Here is a 17,693-nt window from a genome sequence, read left to right as displayed (position 1 = left end):
TTGGCGTGCCGAGCTCGCTTCGTTTATGGTCACGCTCAGGGAGTGAAACTGGAGTGCGTCCATGAAGCGTCGTCATCTTCTCGCCGCGGGCCTCGGCTCGCTGGCTGCGCCAGGGCTTGCCCGCGCGCAGGCCAAATACCCCGATCATCCGATCCGGCTCGTTATTCCGTTCGCTCCGGCCGGGCCGACCGACATCATCGGCCGCAAAGCGGCGGAGAAGATGACAGCGCTGTTGGGTCAGACCTGGGTGGTCGAAAACAAGGCCGGCGCGGCCGGCTCGATCGGCGCGGTCGAGGTCAAGAACGCCAAGCCAGACGGCTACACGCTGCTCTGCGCGCCGTCCTCCACGCACGCCATCAATCCGACCGCCTACGTAAAGCCGCTCTACGACGCGGTGAAGGATTTCACGCCGATCTCATCGATCTGCGTCAACCCGCTGGTGCTCGTCGCCCGGCCCGAAATGCCCGACACGGTGATGGGCCTCGTTGAGCTGATGAAGAAGAACCCGGGCAAATATTCCTACGGCTCGTCGGGCGCCGGCAGCATCCTTCATCTCGCGGCCGAATACTTCAAGCGCGAGGTCGGCGGTATGGATGTCGAGCACGTCCCCTACAAGGGGTCGATGCCGGCGCTGCAGGACCTGATGTCGGGCCAGATCGTCTGGATGTTCGAGACCTTCTCGACCACGCTGCAGCTGCACAAGGCCGGCAAGGTACGCATCCTGGCCTATGCCTATTCCAAGCGGGCTGCCATCGCACCCGAGATCCCGACCATGATCGAGGCCGGCGTGAAGGGCTACGAGGCTTATACTTTCAACCTGATCCTGGGGCCGGCCGGCGTGCCGCAACCGGTCGTCGACACGCTCGATCAGGCCTCGCGCAAGATGATGGCGGATCCGGAGATGGTGAAGTTCCTGGAGGACATCGCCGCGGTGCCGGCGACCGACACTTCGCCGGAACGCACGGCCAAGTTCATCCGGGACGAGATCGCCAAATGGGCGCCGGTGATCCGCTCCGCGGGGGTGAAGATCGAATAGGCAATTGGAACTTTTCCTCTCTGCGCAGCGCGGGGAGGAAAAGCGCCGCTACGGGCGCGGCGCGAGCGGCACCGGCTGGCCGCTCGCGGCCGGAGACGCGGCAGTACCGTATGGCGTCGCGGTGCCGCTGCCGGGCCCGTAGCCGGCGCCAGCGCCAGCGCCGACGCTCGGCGCCATCACGGCCCCGGGCGCATTCGCATTCTGGCTGCTGATGTAGTAGCCCGCGACGGCGTTCGACTTCTCGCCCGCCGTCTTCGCCGGAACATCGAGCTCGCCGATACGATTGCCTTGTTTGTCCAATCGGTAGCCTTGGGCATCGAGGACGAAGTCCTCGTTGTCGAGGGCCGCGCCGCTCGCTTCCTTGCGGTAGGGCGCCGGATATTGGACGACCTTGTAGTCAGGCACGGGGAGTCCACAGGCGCCAAGGCTCAGGCCGCTCACTACCGCGGCAACAACACGAATAGACGCCATCGTACTCCCCCATGGCCGAAACCTAGGGCCGGGTCGACTGCGGGCTGATGATGTTGCCGCGCGCGTCGAGCCGGTTCCCCTGGCCATCATAGCGGAAGCCGAACTCATCCTTAAAGGCCTGAACGCCGGCCGGAGGCGGCGGCGGGGCCGGCGGAACGTAGTCCGGAGCCGGAGTCGGGGTATAAACGACCGTGCCCGGGGTCACATAGGCTTGGTCGGCCCGCCAGCGGCGGGAATCCATCTCCCGGCCGACGCAGCGGTCATAGGGGCCGGTTCCGGGCTGCAGGCCGTAGGAATAGCAGGCGTCGCGGGCGTCGGAGGTGAGCCGCGCCTCGGCATAATCGCGCGGCACGCGGCCGCGGGCGCGGGCTTCCTGCTCGCGCTGCACACAGCGATCATAGCCGATGCTGCCGGGCGGGAAGCCGTATTCGACACACGCCTGGGCCGAGGCCGAGGTGGTGTAGACCGGCCTGGGACCCGGCGGAAGGGCGGAAGTGGTGGTCGAATTGTAGCTGCAGGCAGCGGCTGACAGTCCCACTGCTACGACAGAAAACAGCCTGGCACGAAGCATAGGGCGTTCCTCCAGCGGATAATCTCACCCGCAAACGCGGGGATTCGCCGGAGGTTGCGCTCAAGCGGCCTTCTTCAGCGCGCCGTCGCGCAGCTCGCGGCGCAGGATCTTGCCCACGTTGGTCTTCGGCAGCTGATCGCGGAACTCGATGTATCTCGGCCGCTTGTAGGCGGTGAACTCCTTGCGGCAGTAGACAGCCAGCGCCTCCCTGGTCAGGTTCTTGTCCCGCCGGACCACGAACAGCATCACCGCCTCGCCCGACTTCTCGTCGGGCACGCCGACCGCGGCGCATTCGAGCACCCCGGGATGGTTGGCCACCACCGCCTCGATCTCGTTGGGGAAGACCTTGAAGCCCGAGATGATGATCATGTCCTTCTTGCGATCCACGATCTTGATGTAGCCGCGCGCGTCCATCTCACCGATGTCGCCCGACTTGAAGAAGCCGTCCGGCGTCATGACCTTGGCGGTCTCGTCGGGTCGCTGCCAGTAGCCGCTCATCACCTGCGGTCCCTTGATCGCGATCTCGCCCGCCTCGCCGAGCGGCAGTTCCTTGCCGGCATCGTCCAGGATCTTGATCTCGACATTGGGCATCGGCAGGCCGATCGAGCCGGTATAGGCCTGCGAATCGGTCGGATTGCAGGTGACGCCGGCGGAGGTTTCGCTCAGGCCGTAGCCCTCGACGATCGGGCAGCCGGTGATGGCGAGCCACTTCTTCGCAACCGCCTCCTGCACCGCCATGCCGCCGCCGTTGGAAATCAGCAGGCCGGAGAAATCTAGCCTGGCGAACTCGGCGTTGTTGGCCAGCGCGTTGAACAGCGTGTTGACCGCCGGGAAGATGTTGAGGCGGTGCTTCGCCAGCTCCTTGACCGTGCCGGGAATATCGCGCGGGTTGGGGATCAGCACATTGAGCGCGCCGGTGCGCATGCCGAGCAGGCCGCAGGTGATGAAGGCGAAGACATGATAGAGCGGCAGCGCGCAGACGATGGTGATCTGGCCGGTGATCGGCTTGCGCCTGAGGCCGGGCTGCATCCAGGCTTCCGACGCCAGCAGGTTGGCGACGATGGTGCGATGCAGGAGCATCGCGCCCTTGGCAACGCCGGTGGTGCCGCCGGTGTACTGCAGCACCGCGATGTCGTCGGGCCCGAGCTCGCGGCGGTCGAAGGCCATCGAGCGGCCAGCGGAGATCACCGAATTGAACGGAACGTGACCCGGCAGCGACCAGGCGGGAACCATCTTCTTCATCGTGCGCACGACGAAGTTGACGATCGGGCCCTTGAGGACGCCCAGAAAGTCGCCCATCGAGGCGACGACGACATGCTTCACCGCCGTGCCGGCCAGCGCCCGCTGCAGGGTCGAGGCGAAGTTCTCCAGCACGATCACTGCCTCGGCGCCGGAGTCCTCGAGCTGGTGCTCGAGCTCGTGGGCGGTGTAGAGCGGGTTGACGTTGACTGCGATGAAGCCCGCGCGCAGCACCGCGGCGACGGCGATCGGATATTGCAGCACGTTGGGCATCATGATCGCGACCCGCGCGCCGCGAGCCAGGCCGCGGCCCTGCAGCCACGCGGCGACCGCCCTGGACAGCGTGTCGACCTCGCCGAAGGTGATCGCCTTGCCCATGCAGACGTAGGCGGGAGCATCGCGATACTTCGCGAAGCTCTCCTCGAGCAGCGACACCAGGCTCGGATAGACCGACGGATCGATATCCGCCGGCACGCCCGGCGGATAATTCTTCAGCCAGAACCGGTCCATTTTTGCCTCCGCCGCTCCCTGTTCATTCTCCTCTCCCCAGACAGGGGGAGAGGAGAATGAGGAGAGTGACTACTTCTTTTCGAGGGTGGATTTGATCTCCTCGTAGGACTCCTTCATCCGGCCCTGGATGATGCCGACCGCCTCGGTGCCGGACTTCTGAACCAGTTCGGCGATGTCGCGGGTGTTGGCGATGGAGGCTTCCATCGCCTTCTTCGCGAATTCCGTCTGCTTGGCGAGGATGTCCTGCGGCGAGCCCGTCGGCTTGAAGTCCTTGGCCATCTCGGTGATGTCCTTGACGGTCGCCTCGAAGATCTCGCGCTGCTTGTTCGCGATCGCCGTGGCGCCGCCCGCCATCGCCTGCCAGGAGCGGGTCATCGCTTCGAAGTTTTTCTGATGGTGCTCCATGATCTTCGTCATGTCGAAGGATGGCACCTTGAGCTGCTCGCCAATCTTGCGGAACATATCCGTAAAGGCCTGGGATGCGTCGGCCATGAGAACCTCCTTCAAAACGACCTAGAGCTGGAGCTTCAACCCCTGCTCCAGCACGTGCAAGGCCAAACCGGCCAAACCGCCGATCAAGGTGCCGTTGAATCGGATGTATTGCAGGTCGCGGCCGACGGTGAGCTCGACTCTCCCGATCAGCACGTCGATGTCCCAGGACTTGACCTGGTCGGCGATGAAGCGGCCGACGCCGCTCCTCTGGCTCTGCACGAACTCGCCCAGCACCTCGACCATGCCGCGATTGATCTCGGCGCGGATCGCCGGGTCGCGCGCGAGCTGGCCGCCGATGTCGACCAGCATCGCCTCGAGTTGGCGCTGGACCTGCGAGTCCCCGCTCCCGGCATCGCGCTCGAGGAAGCTGCGCAGCCCGTCCCACGCGTGCCCTGCCAGCGCCGCGACTTCCGGGCGGGCCATCAGCTCGCTCTTCATTTCTTCGGCACGGCGGGCGAAGGAGCGCGAGGTGCCGAGCCGCTCGACGAAGCTCTTCGCGAAGCGGTCGAATTCCGCGCGCACCGGATGGTCGGGATCTTTCCGCGCCTCCTCGAGGAAGGCGATCGCCGACGCCACGATCTTGCGCAGCAGGTAGGCATCGGCGCGATAGAGCTTGAACACGGCCGGCAGCTCCTGACGGATCTTGTTGCGCAAGGCCGCCAGCGCCTGCTCGTTGGTCAGGAACTTCTCCAGCACGCCCAGCAGCTCGTCGAGCAGGCGCCGGTGCTGACCTTTCTCGGTGATCGTGCCCAACAGGCCGGCAGCGAGCGGCGCGATTTCGATCTTCTGGAGCTCCGTCTGCAGGCGTTCGGCCAGGAACCGGCGCAGCCCGCCCTCGTCGATCGCTGCCAGCGCCTTGGGCAGCATCCGGACCGCGAAGGCCGACAGCGCCGCGCTGCGCTCGCGGTCGCCAAGCCACGTCGCCATATGCGCGGCGAAGTCGACCTCGCCCAGCTTCTTCGCGACCGTCTCGGGCGCCAGGAAATTGGACTCGATGAAGTTGCCGAGATTGTCGGCGATGCGTTCGTGGTTGCTCGGAATGATGGCGGTGTGCGGGATCGGCAGGCCGAGCGGCCGGCGGAAAAGCGCGACCACGGCATACCAGTCCGCCAGCCCGCCCACCGTCGCCGCCGACGCGAACGCGGCGACATAGCCCCACGCCCAATGCATCGGCTCGAAGTGCCGCGCGACGCCGAACAGGGCGGCCGTCGAAATCAGCAGCAGCGTCGCGGCCAGCTTGATCCGGCGGAGCTCGCGCGCACGGTCCGCATCGCGGCCCTGAAGAGGCGAAGCGTCATCCATCCTGTCGTATATAGTGCGCCGGTCGTGCCTTTCGCGGGAGGAAATCATGAAGGTCGGGTTCATCGGCGTCGGCAACATGGGCGGCCCCATGTGCCGCAACATCATCAAGCGCTCCAACCATCAGGTGACGGTGTTCGACCTCAATCCGGCCGCGGTGAAGACCTGCACCGATCTCGGCGGCACGGCTGCAAAATCGATCGCCGAGGTGACAAAGGGCGCTGACGTGGTGATGACCTCGCTCCCCATGCCCAAGGACGTCGACGCGGTTACCCTCGGCGACAACGGCATCCTGGCCAATATCTCGAAGGGCCAGACCTATATCGACCTCTCGACCAATGCGCCGTCGATGGTGAAGAAGATCGGCGCCGCCATGGAGGCCAAGGGCATCGCCATGCTCGACGCTCCCGTAAGCGGCGGCACGACAGGAGCGGAAGCCGCGACGATCGCCATCATGGTGGGCGGCGACAAGAAGGTGTTCGACGACGCCCTGCCGGTGCTGCAGTCGTTCAGCGCCAACGTCATCCACATGGGCGGGCTCGGCTCCGGCACGGTCGCCAAGCTGGTCAACAACATGTTGTCGTTCTGCAACATGGCCGCGCTGTGCGAAGGCATGATGCTGGGCACCGGCTACGGCCTGGAGCCCGAGAAGCTGCTGCAGGTGATCTCGAGCTCGAGCGGCAACTCGAACGCCATCAAGAACTTCACCCTGCGGGCCCTGCCGGGCCACTACTCGCCACCGTCCTTCGCGCTCGACCTCGCCTACAAGGACCTGCATCTCGCCCTCGAGCTCGGCGACGAGCTCGGCATTCCGCTGCAGCAGGGTGCCTCGACGCACAACCTGCAGCGCCTCGCCAAGGGCATGGGTTGGGGGCCGGACGACAGCTCCTCGGTGCTGCGCGTCTACGAGACGATGCTGCGCCGCAAGGTCAAGCCGTAGAAATCGGGAGGAAATCATGAAAGTCGGATTCATCGGCGTCGGCAACATGGGCGGCCCCATGTGCCGCAACATCATCAAGCGCTCCAACCACCAGGTGACGGTGTTCGACCTGAACCCCGCCGCGGTGAAGACCTGCACCGATCTCGGCGGCACGGCCGCCAAGTCGATCGCCGAGGTGACCAAGGGCGCCGACGTGGTGATGACGTCGCTGCCGATGCCGAAGGACGTCGAGGCGGTGACCTTGGGAGACGGCGGCATCCTGGCCAACATCGCCAAGGGCCAGACCTATATCGACCTCTCGACCAATGCGCCGTCGATGGTCAAGAAGATCGGTGCCGCGATGGCAGCCAAGGGAATCGCCATGCTCGACGCTCCCGTCAGCGGCGGCACCGTCGGGGCGGAAGCGGCGACCATCGCCATCATGGTCGGCGGCGACAAGAAGGTGTTCGACGACGCCCTGCCCGTGCTGCAGTCGTTCAGCGCCAACGTCATCCACATGGGCGAGCTCGGCACCGGCACGGTCGCCAAGCTGGTCAACAACATGATGGCCTTCTGCAACGCCGCCGCGGCCTCAGAAGGCATGATGCTTGGCGTCACCGCCGGACTCGATCCGGCGAAGCTCGCCCAGGTGATCGCCAGCTCGAGCGGCAACTCTGCCGTCTTCAAGTCGTTCTCCGAACGCGCGCTGAGCGGGCAGTTCTCGCCGCCGTCCTTCGCCCTCAACCTCGCGCACAAGGACCTGCATCTCGCCATGGAGCTCGCCGACGAGCTCGACGTGCCGCTGCCGCTGGGCTCGGCCACGCACAACCTGCAGCGCATGGCGCGCAAGATGGGCATGGGCAACGCCGACAGCTCGACCGTCCTGGCCGTCTACGAGAAGGTGCTCGGCAAGACGGTCAAGCCGTGAGCGGGGCCGTCCTCCCGACGCACGGCCGCTTCGACTTCGTCCCGATCGTCGACCGGCCGGATTATTCCTGGCCGGGCGGCAAGCGGCTCGCACTCTGGGTCGCCATCAACGTCGAGACCTTCGGCTACGGGCTCGACGGTCCGACCCTGGGCAACCCGCTGCCGATGCCCGACCAGCGCAACTGGTCGTGGCGCGAGTACGGCAACCGGGTCGGCCTCTGGCGCATGCTCGAGCTGGCCGACACGTTCGGCATCCCCCTCGCCCATCAGGTCAACTCGTACCTGTACGAGACGCATCCCCAGATCATGGCAGCGCTGGGCAAGCGCAGGCGGGACGAGATCATGGGGCATGGCCGCACCAACTCGGAAAAGCCCGGCATGCGGCCGGAGGCCGAGGAGCGCGCGCTGATCGCCGAGGCGACGGAGGCCATCCGCAAGCACGAGGGCAAGGCGCCGGGCGGCTGGATGACGCCGCTGCAGGCCGAGAGCCCGCTCACCAACGATCTCCTGAAGGAAGCCGGCTATCGCTATTGTGTGAGCTGGCCGTGCGACGACCAGCCCCACTGGCTGAAGACCCGCTCCGGTCCGCTGCTCAACGTGCCCTACGCGGTCGAGACCAACGACTACGTGTCGGTCATCCATCTGCGCCAGGACGCGCCGGTGTATGGCGACGTCGTGCTGCGCCAGTACGAAGAGATGCTCGACCAGAGCGTCGAGCGGCCGCTGGTCCTGGCGCTCTCGCTCCACACCTTCATCATGGGCCAGCCACACCGGATCAGGGTGCTGCGCGACATTTTCCGGCGCATCACGGAGCATGTGCATTTCGACCGGGTGTGGCTGGCCACCCCCGGCGCCATCGCCGACCACTGCATCGGGCTGGAGCCGGGGATCGTGCCGGGGAGCTAATCGAGAAGAGGTTGCCCCTAGCCTTCGATGCCCGCTCTAGCCTCCCCCTAGTAGGCAGGACTATCGCAAGTAACGTTCACGCCTTCTCCTACACGCGCTTCAGAAGGCGCTTTGAGCGGCGGAAGGCATTAATTTCCTCGCAACCAAGCACGTGCGATAGCCCTGCCCCAGGTTGGGTCGTCAGTTGCCGGCTGATCGATTTGCAAGGTGCACGCGGAGCAAGCACAGGGGACACACAATGGTTGTAGAACGAGTCTACACGGGGGAGGCGGATGTAATTCATGGAAGGTCGACCTGAGCTGGCACTGACCGTACTTTTGCTTCTTCTAGTTGTAATTGTTGCTTGCAACCACGCCGGGTAACGTTTACTCTGCATGCAGTCCAGTCAGAAGCGTAGTCGCGCATGAGCCTTCCGAAAGTTCGACGGAGTGGCGTACAATGGCTTGTTTCTGCCGACCTCTCCGCGCGACGGATCGAGAACGCCAGCTTCCGATAAATCGTGGAGGCACGCGCGATGCGATGGACCAGTGTTCGCCGCTTTTCAATCGATCTTAGTCTGAGATCGAGCAGAGAGGGAGAAGACCAATGACAGATTTTTATTCTGAAGGTAGTGGGGGCGGATCGGTCACAGGTGCGACGCGGTCGCTTTCCGAAGTAACTGGGGAAGATTTCACGGCAGCCTTCCCGGCCCGATCGACGCGCCCCAAGTGGGCAGTCACGCGGTTCCCGGTTAGCATGGAGCATTTCAGGCAGCTTACCCAGGCGGCAGAAAGGCCTGACGCCGCATCCGCAGCGCCGGCACTAGAGGACGACACTTCCGCTGACGCAGACGAGGTCGCCGCCGCAAGTGAGGAAGGGTTCGACCCTGCAGAGGGAGCCCAAGCATCTGCTCAAGCCCTCGCACCTCCGGTCGGCGTGGCGTTCGAAGGAATACCGGCCACGGCTTGGCGACCGCCCGACAACACCTGCGCGGTCGGACCGGAACACGTTATGCTTGCCGTCAACACGGATCTTGCGGTCTATAACAAGAATGGCACGCTGCGTTTCCGCTGGCCTAACTTTACGACACTGTTTCGGCCGGTCCTGCCGAGCAACGCCGGCCTGTTCGATCCTCGGGTTGCCTATGACCACTACGCGCGACGCTGGATCGTCGTGATCGCGGCGCGGCGTGAAGCACCGGCTGGCTCATGGTTAATGGTGGGCGTCTCCCAGGGCAGCGATCCTGGCGGCGCTTGGTGGATCTGGGCACTAGACGCCACGGTGGATGGCTCAAATGCGACCACAAACTGGGCCGACTACCCGATGCTGGGCTTCGACACCCAAGCCATCTATATCGTCTGCAACATGTTCAAGATCGGAGGCGGCTTCCAGTACTGCAAGCTTCGCATCCTCAATAAGGGCGAACTGTACGCGGGCGGCATTGGTCCGGGCCACAATGTTAGATGGTACGACTTCTGGAACCTGAAGAACGCCGACAACAGCGTGGCGTTCACGGTTCAACCCTGTACCCATTTCCGGGGCACCGGGGGCAATCCGCCCGCTTACATGGCCAACAGCCTTTGGCCTAGTGGCAGCAGCCTCACGCTATGGACGCTGACAAATCCAATCGCCCTCTGGACAGGCGGCGCGCCCGCTCTCACCCGACAAGCGGTCGACTGCCGATCCTACGACCTGCCACCGGACGCTGAGCAATTAGCCACCAATACGCGCATCGAAACCAATGACAGTCGGCTTCTAAATGCTCTTTACCAGAACGTTGGCGGCGTTCAAAGGCTCTGGACCTGCCACACCAGCAAGATCACCTGGTCGGGCGAGAGCGTGGCGCGTTCGGCGGTACAATGGTACGAGATCGACGTACCGACCAAGAAGGTGGTGCAGCAGAACGGCTACGGTGCCCGGGGCGCCTACTACTTCTTCCCCGCAATTCAAACCGACATCTCGCGCAATGCTTATGTTGTATTCAGTCGTTCGAGCGCGAGCGAGTTTGGCTCGCTGCGTCAAACCGGCCGCCGCGTCAGCGCGCCCGCAAACGATCTCGAAAACAGTGCGCTGATCAAGGCAGGAGAAAGTGCATACCTCGGCGCCCGCTGGGGCGACTACTTCGGTGTTTCGCGCGACGGCGGTGATGCCGGCCGGGTGTGGGTCTATGGCGAGTATGCCGAAAGCGGTGGCCAATGGGGTACCTGGGTCGCCAGCATGAAATTCTGAATAGGTGGGTTGAATTGTCGGCCTGCCAGAAACTGATCGGCAAGGGAGAGCAATCATGTTCACACTAATCTCAAGGCTACCTATCCGGGAATTGCTTTGGCGGCAGGCGCCAACTTTTTTGATCGCACTGGTTGCTGCTGAATTGTTCTACAAGTTTCATAGTTTCTTGCTGGAGACGGGAGCGTTCTTAGCCACCTGGTTCGTGCTGGATGCCGTTGCCGGCCTCGTCGCAAGGCTCATCGGCAAGCAACCGCTTGCTACTCTTGACTATTGAAAGATCCTTCTCGAGGCCCAGATATCCAATCACGGCCGCTTCGGATCTTGACCGCTGCGGTCGTGCTGGCTTCGTCCTGGCTTTGCTGGTCGGCTCTGCCGACCAGCACGAGGAATGATACTATGATCCGATCCTACCAAAGCTCATTTACATCGGGATCGGCCCAGTCTGGCGCCGGTTCTTCATCCGGCCGTCCCGTCGAGCCATCGCCGGATGGCCCTGGCAACAGACCACCAAGTCCGGGTGAACGGGAAGCGCCGGTGCCTGGAACACCTGCCGGAGAAGCCGAACGTCGGCGGCTAAAAAAAGACGCAGAGAAGCCTGAACGTCCGGCTCCTAATCCACAGCAGAAACCGGGTCAGCAGGACTCCGGTTCCTAGCTAGCAGGGTGGGAGGAACATGATCCTGCAGGAAGCTACGCCACCTCTTTCTCCTCTCCCCCGATAGGGGGAGAGGCGGGGAAAGGGGGGTGCGCACGGCCTTCGATGCGAGAGGAAGACGAAACAAGCCGTTCCGTCGCCTCATCCACCGTCATCACGTCGCCGAAGGAGATCTGGAAGCCGTTGAGGGCGGCGGCGTGCTCCTCGTCGGTCGAGGTTGCCGTGGCGTCCGACAGCAGCGCCACGCGATACTCCATCATCGAGGCGTCGCGCGCCGTCGACTCGCAACAGACATTGGTCTTGGTGCCGGCGACCAGCAGGATCTCGACACTGTTGTCGCGCAGCACGCGATCGAGATTGGACGAATCGCCGATCATGGCGCTGAACTTGATCTTGCGCACGTACAGGTCGTCAGCCTTCGGCTCCAGCGCCGCGTAAAGCTTGAAGCCCTCGTTGTCGGATGACAGCAGCTTGAGCCGGCGCGCCGCGTTCTCGGGAGTCAGCTTGTACTTGTGATGCTTGCCACACTTGGCGAGCGCCTCGGCACTATCGGTCTGGATCCAGACGACCCGTCCACCCGCCGCACGCACCGCCGCGGCCATGCGGTTGATGTTGGGTACGATCTCGCGCGCCTGCGGCGACTGGTTGGGATAGTCCTCGGCGACGTAATAGTTCTGCATGTCGACGACCACCAGTGCGGTGCGCGCCGCATCGATCTCGTCGAGCGCGAAGGGCTTGCCCTGCAGGCGGATCACACGGGCGCGGATCGAGTCCGGGACGATATACTTGTGCATCGGCCAAACGTCTCAGGCCGATGCCGTCAGGTCAACGCCTGCAGGAACGGCGGCAGCTTGCGGCCCTGGCTGAGGATGTACCGACCCATCGCGCCGGCGACCTGCGCGACCGCCGGCCGCGCGCTCATGCGGTCGCGCCACGCCAGCAGCTTCAGGTGCGTCGCGTCCATCGGCGCGCCCATGCGCGCGCCGAAGAGCTGCGCCATGTAGAAGGCGATGTCGGCGTAGGAGTAGCTGCCGGCCAGCCATTGCCGCGAACCGAGGGTGCGCTCCATCTCGTCGTAGAAGGCCTTGGACGCCGCCCGCGCCTCGACGGCGGCCGGATCGTCCGGGACATCCTGCAGACCCATCAGCCGGACGATCGGCGGGAAGTAGACCTCGTCCGACTTGTGCTCGAGCAGGCGGGCGCGGGCGCGCGCCTTCGGCTCGGAGGGCCACAGCGCGGGCTCCGGCCTCACTGTCTCGAAATACTCGAAGATCTGGGTCGAATCGAAGAGCTCGAGATCGCCGTCGATCAGCACCGGCACCTGCCGCTTGGGATTGATGCGCAGCACCTCGGGATGCTTGGGCTGATAGAGCGTCGCCATCTCGAATGGCACCATGACCAGCTCGAGCTCCAGGCCTTTTTCGCGAGCGGCGATCTCGGCCTTGGCACCGAACATGCTGAGGGGACCGGAGTAAAGCTTCATGGCGCCGACGCTATCACCGCTCGCCGGCGGGCGCGCACGACCTAACCTCGGGCCAGGTGGCAGGATTCGTCAGCTTCGCTCAGATCGGATTTGCGAGGCCGAGCCAGACTTCGACGATGCCCTGCCGCGGTTTCGGGGTGTAACCGAAAAGCGGCTTGATCGTCACCGTTCGGCTTCGGTCCTTGTAAAGGCTCGCGAGATAACCATCGATCACCTCCTTCATCTTGCCCGCCTGCTGGCAATCCGGCTGATAGAAACAGCGTATCTCCTGCAAGCCGGCGGCGGCCGCCAGCCGTTCTTCGCCCGGAACCTTGAACCCGGCCTGGTCAAGCTGGGCCGACAGCCCCTTGATGTACTCGCGATCCAGTCCGGCGAACTGGATGTATGCCGTGACCTTCACGGAACGCAGTTGCACCTGCTCCGTGCGCTGTACCGCAGTCTCCTCCAGCTTTGCGATCTGCAGTTGCTGGTCGCGCTCGGCGTCGGCGGCAATCGGCGCGCCGGCTTTCTCGGCGACGCGCTTGAGCTCCGTGCCGAGCCGGCCCATTTCGGTGACGAGCGACTTCACGTCGACCGCGAGCGACGCGAGAACCGCCGCGTCCGGCACGGCATTGCGCAACCGGTCGGACTGCTGCTGCGCACGGTCGTCGATCTCGCTGACCCGGTCGCGCGCCGCTTTGAGCGCCGTATCGATCTCCTTTGCCCGGACCGTGAAGTCCCCCCGCAGCTTTTCCATTTCGGCGGCGACGAGGGCTGCCTTGTTCCGCATTTCGCCGAGTCCCTCGTCGAGGACCTGACGACGCAACTTTAGTTCGGACAGGCTGTTGGCGGCGCTCTCCGTGGCCGACTTCGCAACGCGCTCTGCCTCCTCGGCGAGCTTCTTTGCCTTCTCCGTCGGTTCGCTGGCCTCCCGTCTGACATGCTCCTGAACCGCGCTGGCGATCTTTCCGTCCAGATAGGAAATCAGCCACGGTGTCCCGACCAACCCCACGCCCACGAGAAACGCGGCCGCCAGCGCCGTCCAGGTCTTGAACAACTGCTTTTCGACGTTGTCCCGAACCTCGCGCTCCAGATTGCCTTTGAAATAGTCGAGGGTATCCTTGTCGAATTCGGGCATCGGGCGTTCTCCTGCCGCATACCAGCGAGGAGAGCATAACCCAGACGCTCGATCACATCATGACGAACATCGCGACCGCGGCGACCGCCATCATCGCCGTGGTGAGCCAGCCGAATACCCGCTGGGTGCGCGTTGCGGCGAACTGGCCCATCTGCCTTGAGCTCGACGCGACGACCATCATGGCGACCAGCACCGGCACGACGATGACGCCGTTGACGACCGCGCTCCAGACCAGCGCCTTGATCGGATCGAGCGTCGAGAGATCGACGGCGATGCCGAGCAGGATGGCTGCGGCGATCACGCTGTAGAATCCACGGGCCTTCCGGGGTGGATGTTCCAGCCCGGTCGGCCAAGCAAAAAGCTCGCCCGCGGCGTAGCCGACGGAGCCTGCCAGCACCGGCACGGCGAGAAGGCCCGTACCGATGATGCCGATGCTGAACAGGATGAAGGCGAAATCGCCGGCGATCGGCTTGAGGGCCTGGGCCGCCTGCTCGGTGGACTGGATGTCGGTCTGTCCGCTTGCGTGCAGCGTCGCGGCCGTGGTCAGCATGATGAAGAAGGCGACGAGATTGGACATGCCCATGCCGGCCCAGGTCTCCCAGGCAATGCGCTGAAGCTGAGCCGGGGCGTGCTGCGGCTCCTCGAGCAAGGGGGCCTCCTGGGGATCCGCCTCTTCCTCCTCGACTTCCTGCGAGCTCTGCCAAAAGAACAGGTACGGGCTGATCGTGGTGCCGAACACGGCGACCACCAGGGTGAGCGAGTCACCCGACAGTGCGAATCGCGGCAGCAGCGCGCCCACCGCGACCTGGTGCCAGTCAATGCGGACGGTGAAGACGATCCCGACATAGGCGAACAGCGAGAAGGTCAGCCACTTCAGCACGTCGACATAGCGGTGATAGGGAATGAACACGGTGCCGATCAGGCACGCGACCGCAAACAGCGCGGTGTAGAGATGCTGGTTGCCGCCGGCCGCGAGCTTCACGGCGGCGCCCATGGCCGAAAGATCGGCACCGATATTGATGGTGTTGGCGACGAACAGCAGCGCCACCAGGGCGCCGACCACCGGACGCGGGAACACGTCGAGCATGTTTGCAGCCAAACCACGGCCAGTGACCCGTCCGATGCGCGCGCTGATCGACTGGACCGCGACCATCATCGGCCAGGTCAGCACCACCGTCCAAAGCAACCCGAATCCGGTCTGGGCGCCGGCCTGCGAATAGGTCGCGATGCCGCTCGGATCGTCGTCGGCAGCGCCGGTGATGACGCCGGGACCGAGGCGCCTGGTGAGGCCTTTCAGGGACAAGGTGGACGAGAACGCCTCCTGTGGCTCGAAGTTCCTGTGTTCCTCCCTGGTGAAGCGCGGGGAGGAACTTGATCGATGCTTTGCGCCTATATGGGTCAGATTTTCCTGAACGGCTTGGGCCCATCGAAGTCGCCGATATAGCTCAAATGCGTCACCAAGCCGGTGCGCGGGCGCCACTGATGGAGTGCGATCGCCGGCGGCTCCATCATCATGGTGAGCGGCGCGCCGTCGTGCAGGTCGAGTGTCGCCTGATGGGCCGTGCTCGGCGCGATCGAGGCCATTGTCCCGGCCCAGCGCACCTGGATCGGGCGATGGACATGGCCGCAGACGGCGCGCTCGACGGTGCCGTGCCGCCGCACCAGCGCGGCCAGGTGCTGGTCACCGTGCTGCAGGCGCGCACGGTCGAAGGCGTCGATCCCGCATTCGAACGGCGGATGATGCATCAGGAGCATCACGGGCTTGTCGCCGTGCTCGCCCAGTCGCGCGTCGAGCCAGGCCAGCCGCTCCTCGCACAGCTCACCGTACGGCTTGCCTTCGACCAGCGTGTCGAGCGCGATCAGCCGCACCGGCTGGTCCTCGACCGCGTACTGCAGGAAGCCCTCGGCGGGGAAAAAGCCCTTGTCGGCGAAGGCGGCACGCAGCGGTTCGCGCGCGTCGTGGTTGCCGGGAATGACATAGAGGGGCATCGGCAGAGGCGCGAGCAGCCGCCGCAGCAAGGCGTATTCCTCCGCCTTGCCGCCGTCGACCAGGTCGCCGGTCATGATCGCGAGATCGGGCAGCGGATCGAGCCGCAGGACATGTGCCACGGCACGCTCGAGATAGGCCGCGGTGTCGATGCGATCGTAGAGGAGCTGGCCCGGCCCCCTGATATGCGGGTCGGAAAGCTGCGCGATGAGCATGGTCAGCCCCTGAAGCCGTTGACGATCGGATAGCGCCGTTCCCGGCTGATCAGCCGCGACGTGATCTTCACGCCGGGCGGTGCCTGGCGACGTTTGTACTCGGCGGTTTCGAGCAGGCGCCAGACCCGCGTGACGGTCGCGACATCGTAGCCTTCGGCGGCAAGCTCCTCGGCCGACAGATCGCGCTCGATCAGTCCCTTCAGGATCGCATCTAGCACCGGATAGGGCGGCAGCGAATCCTCGTCCTTCTGGTCGGGCCGCAGCTCGGCCGACGGCGGCTTGTCGATGATGCGCTCGGGGATCACCCGGCCCGGACGGCCCATCGCACCGACCGGCAGATGCGCGTTGCGCCAGCGGCACAGTTCGAACGCGGTCGTCTTGTAGACGTCCTTCAGCACGTTGTAGCCGCCGCACATGTCGCCATAGAGCGTGGCGTAGCCGACCGCCATCTCCGACTTGTTGCCGGTCGTCACCACCATGCCGCCGAGCTTGTTCGACATCGCCATGAGCGTGACGCCGCGGGCACGGCTCTGGATATTCTCCTCGGTCACGTCCTCCTTGCGGTTGCCGAACAGCGGCAGGAGCATCGACCGGAATGCTTCCATTGCCGGCGCGATGCTCACGATGTCGTACCTCACCCCGATCGCCTCGGCGCAGGCCCTGGCGTCCTCCAGCGAATGCGCGCTGGTGTAGGGCGATGGCATCATGATCGTGTGGACGCGCCCCGGTCCCAGCGCATCGGCGGCCACGGCAGCCGTCAGCGCGGAGTCGACGCCGCCCGACAGGCCGATGATCACCGAGGGGAAGCCCGTCTTGTTCACGTAATCACGCAGGCCGAGCATCATTGCCTGGTAGATCGATTCGATGTCGCTCGGCTCGGGCGCGATCGCGGCGGGCAGGCACTCCCACCCGCTCTGGCCGCGGCGAAACTCGACGGTCGCCACCTCTTCGCGAAACGAGGCGAGCTTGGCTTTGAGCTGGCGGTCGGCACCCAGCGCAAACGAGCCGCCGTCGTAGATCACCTCGTCCTGGCCGCCGACCTGGTTGAGATAGACCAGGGGCAGGCCGCTTTCGATCACGCGCTTGACGCCGAGCTGCACGCGCACGTCAGTCTTGCCGACCTCGTAGGGCGAGGCGTTGGGCACCAGCAGGATCTCGCCGCCGGTCTCGGCAATGCATTCGACGACGTCGGGCGTCCACACGTCCTCGCAGATCGGCACGCCGATGCGCACGCCGTTGAAGACCAGCGGCCCGGGCATCGGCCCCGGCGTGAAGACGCGTTTGTCGTCGAACACGCCGTAGTTCGGCAGGTCGACCTTGTAGCGCTTGCCGACAATCTCGCCTTTGTCGAGGCAGATGATGGCATTGTAGAGCTTGCCGTCCTCGTGCCACGGCGTGGTGACGAACAACGCCGGGCCGCCGTCCCGCGTGTCGGCACGCAGCGCTTCCACCGCCTCGTGGCAACGTTTGACGAAGGCGGGCTTCAACACGAGGTCTTCCGGGAAGTACCCGGCAAGCACGAGTTCTGCTGTCAGCACGAGGTCGGCACCCTGCCTGGCCGACTCGTCGCGCGCCGCCCGGACCTTCGCGAGATTTCCGGCGACGTCGCCGACCTTCGGATTGAGCTGGGCGAGCGCGACCTTGAGGCTGTCCGTCATC

17 protein-coding genes are annotated in these 17,693 nt (G+C 64.8%); 6 read left to right on the top strand and 11 right to left on the bottom strand.

Translation table 11 applies throughout. From position 1 onward, the window contains the following. Positions 1-61: 61 nt before the first annotated feature. A complete protein-coding gene (locus ACQY8M_RS18520) occupies positions 62-1,036 on the top strand; it encodes a Bug family tripartite tricarboxylate transporter substrate binding protein (protein WP_428674866.1) in 975 nt (324 codons plus the stop codon). Between the two features lie 48 nt (positions 1,037-1,084). Here ACQY8M_RS18520 and ACQY8M_RS18515 read toward each other — a convergent pair whose 3' ends face one another. From ACQY8M_RS18515 to ACQY8M_RS18495, 5 genes are all read right to left on the bottom strand, one after another. Beyond that, on the bottom strand, positions 1,085-1,507 hold the full coding sequence (locus ACQY8M_RS18515) for a hypothetical protein (RefSeq protein ID WP_428674864.1): 423 nt from the start codon (positions 1,505-1,507) through the stop codon (positions 1,085-1,087). Between the two features lie 22 nt (positions 1,508-1,529). After that, positions 1,530-2,078, bottom strand: coding sequence for a hypothetical protein (locus ACQY8M_RS18510; RefSeq protein ID WP_428674862.1), 549 nt, complete (start codon positions 2,076-2,078; stop codon positions 1,530-1,532). A gap of 60 nt (positions 2,079-2,138) precedes the next feature. Next, the gene (locus ACQY8M_RS18505) at positions 2,139-3,827 is read right to left on the bottom strand and encodes a long-chain-fatty-acid--CoA ligase (protein WP_428674860.1); all 1,689 of its coding nucleotides are present in this window, start codon (positions 3,825-3,827) and stop codon (positions 2,139-2,141) included. 69 nt (positions 3,828-3,896) lie between these two features. After that, the gene (locus tag ACQY8M_RS18500; protein WP_428674858.1) at positions 3,897-4,319 is read right to left on the bottom strand and encodes a phasin family protein; all 423 of its coding nucleotides are present in this window, start codon (positions 4,317-4,319) and stop codon (positions 3,897-3,899) included. Between the two features lie 21 nt (positions 4,320-4,340). Next, positions 4,341-5,621 (bottom strand): DUF445 domain-containing protein, encoded by a 1,281-nt coding sequence (locus ACQY8M_RS18495; RefSeq protein WP_428674856.1) that lies wholly within the window; start codon positions 5,619-5,621, stop codon positions 4,341-4,343. 46 nt (positions 5,622-5,667) lie between these two features. Between ACQY8M_RS18495 and ACQY8M_RS18490 the strand changes: the two genes are divergently transcribed. From ACQY8M_RS18490 to ACQY8M_RS18470, 5 genes are all read left to right on the top strand, one after another. Beyond that, a complete protein-coding gene (locus ACQY8M_RS18490; protein WP_428674854.1) occupies positions 5,668-6,558 on the top strand; it encodes an NAD(P)-dependent oxidoreductase in 891 nt (296 codons plus the stop codon). A 16-nt stretch (positions 6,559-6,574) separates the two neighbouring features. After that, the gene (locus ACQY8M_RS18485) at positions 6,575-7,465 is read left to right on the top strand and encodes an NAD(P)-dependent oxidoreductase (RefSeq protein WP_428674852.1); all 891 of its coding nucleotides are present in this window, start codon (positions 6,575-6,577) and stop codon (positions 7,463-7,465) included. Beyond that, positions 7,462-8,370 (top strand): polysaccharide deacetylase, encoded by a 909-nt coding sequence (locus ACQY8M_RS18480; protein WP_428674850.1) that lies wholly within the window; start codon positions 7,462-7,464, stop codon positions 8,368-8,370. The genes ACQY8M_RS18485 and ACQY8M_RS18480 overlap by 4 nt, the downstream gene beginning before the upstream one ends. Positions 8,371-8,955: 585 nt before the next feature. Further along, positions 8,956-10,578: a hypothetical protein gene (locus ACQY8M_RS18475; RefSeq protein ID WP_428674848.1), complete on the top strand. Its 1,623-nt coding sequence runs from the start codon at positions 8,956-8,958 to the stop codon at positions 10,576-10,578. Between the two features lie 55 nt (positions 10,579-10,633). Next, the gene (locus ACQY8M_RS18470) at positions 10,634-10,852 is read left to right on the top strand and encodes a hypothetical protein (RefSeq protein ID WP_428674846.1); all 219 of its coding nucleotides are present in this window, start codon (positions 10,634-10,636) and stop codon (positions 10,850-10,852) included. Between the two features lie 415 nt (positions 10,853-11,267). Here the strand turns inward: ACQY8M_RS18470 and ACQY8M_RS18465 are convergent, their stop codons facing one another. From ACQY8M_RS18465 to ACQY8M_RS18440, 6 genes are all read right to left on the bottom strand, one after another. Next, positions 11,268-12,026, bottom strand: coding sequence for an isochorismatase family protein (locus tag ACQY8M_RS18465; RefSeq protein ID WP_428674844.1), 759 nt, complete (start codon positions 12,024-12,026; stop codon positions 11,268-11,270). Between the two features lie 26 nt (positions 12,027-12,052). Beyond that, the gene (locus tag ACQY8M_RS18460) at positions 12,053-12,715 is read right to left on the bottom strand and encodes a glutathione S-transferase family protein (RefSeq protein WP_428674842.1); all 663 of its coding nucleotides are present in this window, start codon (positions 12,713-12,715) and stop codon (positions 12,053-12,055) included. Between the two features lie 79 nt (positions 12,716-12,794). Then, a complete protein-coding gene (locus ACQY8M_RS18455) occupies positions 12,795-13,832 on the bottom strand; it encodes a hypothetical protein (RefSeq protein WP_428674840.1) in 1,038 nt (345 codons plus the stop codon). Positions 13,833-13,884: 52 nt separating this feature from the next. Then, positions 13,885-15,135: an Nramp family divalent metal transporter gene (locus ACQY8M_RS18450; protein WP_428674838.1), complete on the bottom strand. Its 1,251-nt coding sequence runs from the start codon at positions 15,133-15,135 to the stop codon at positions 13,885-13,887. A gap of 95 nt (positions 15,136-15,230) precedes the next feature. Beyond that, the gene (locus ACQY8M_RS18445; protein ID WP_428674836.1) at positions 15,231-16,034 is read right to left on the bottom strand and encodes a phosphodiesterase; all 804 of its coding nucleotides are present in this window, start codon (positions 16,032-16,034) and stop codon (positions 15,231-15,233) included. A 2-nt stretch (positions 16,035-16,036) separates the two neighbouring features. Further along, the gene (locus tag ACQY8M_RS18440; RefSeq protein ID WP_428674834.1) at positions 16,037-17,692 is read right to left on the bottom strand and encodes an NAD+ synthase; all 1,656 of its coding nucleotides are present in this window, start codon (positions 17,690-17,692) and stop codon (positions 16,037-16,039) included. Between the last annotated feature and the right edge of the window lies 1 nt (position 17,693).

It is taken from the genome of Reyranella sp. (assembly GCF_965279465.1).
In the GTDB taxonomy this organism is placed as follows: Bacteria; Pseudomonadota; Alphaproteobacteria; order Reyranellales; family Reyranellaceae; genus Reyranella.
This window is presented reverse-complemented; position numbering and strand designations above follow the sequence as displayed.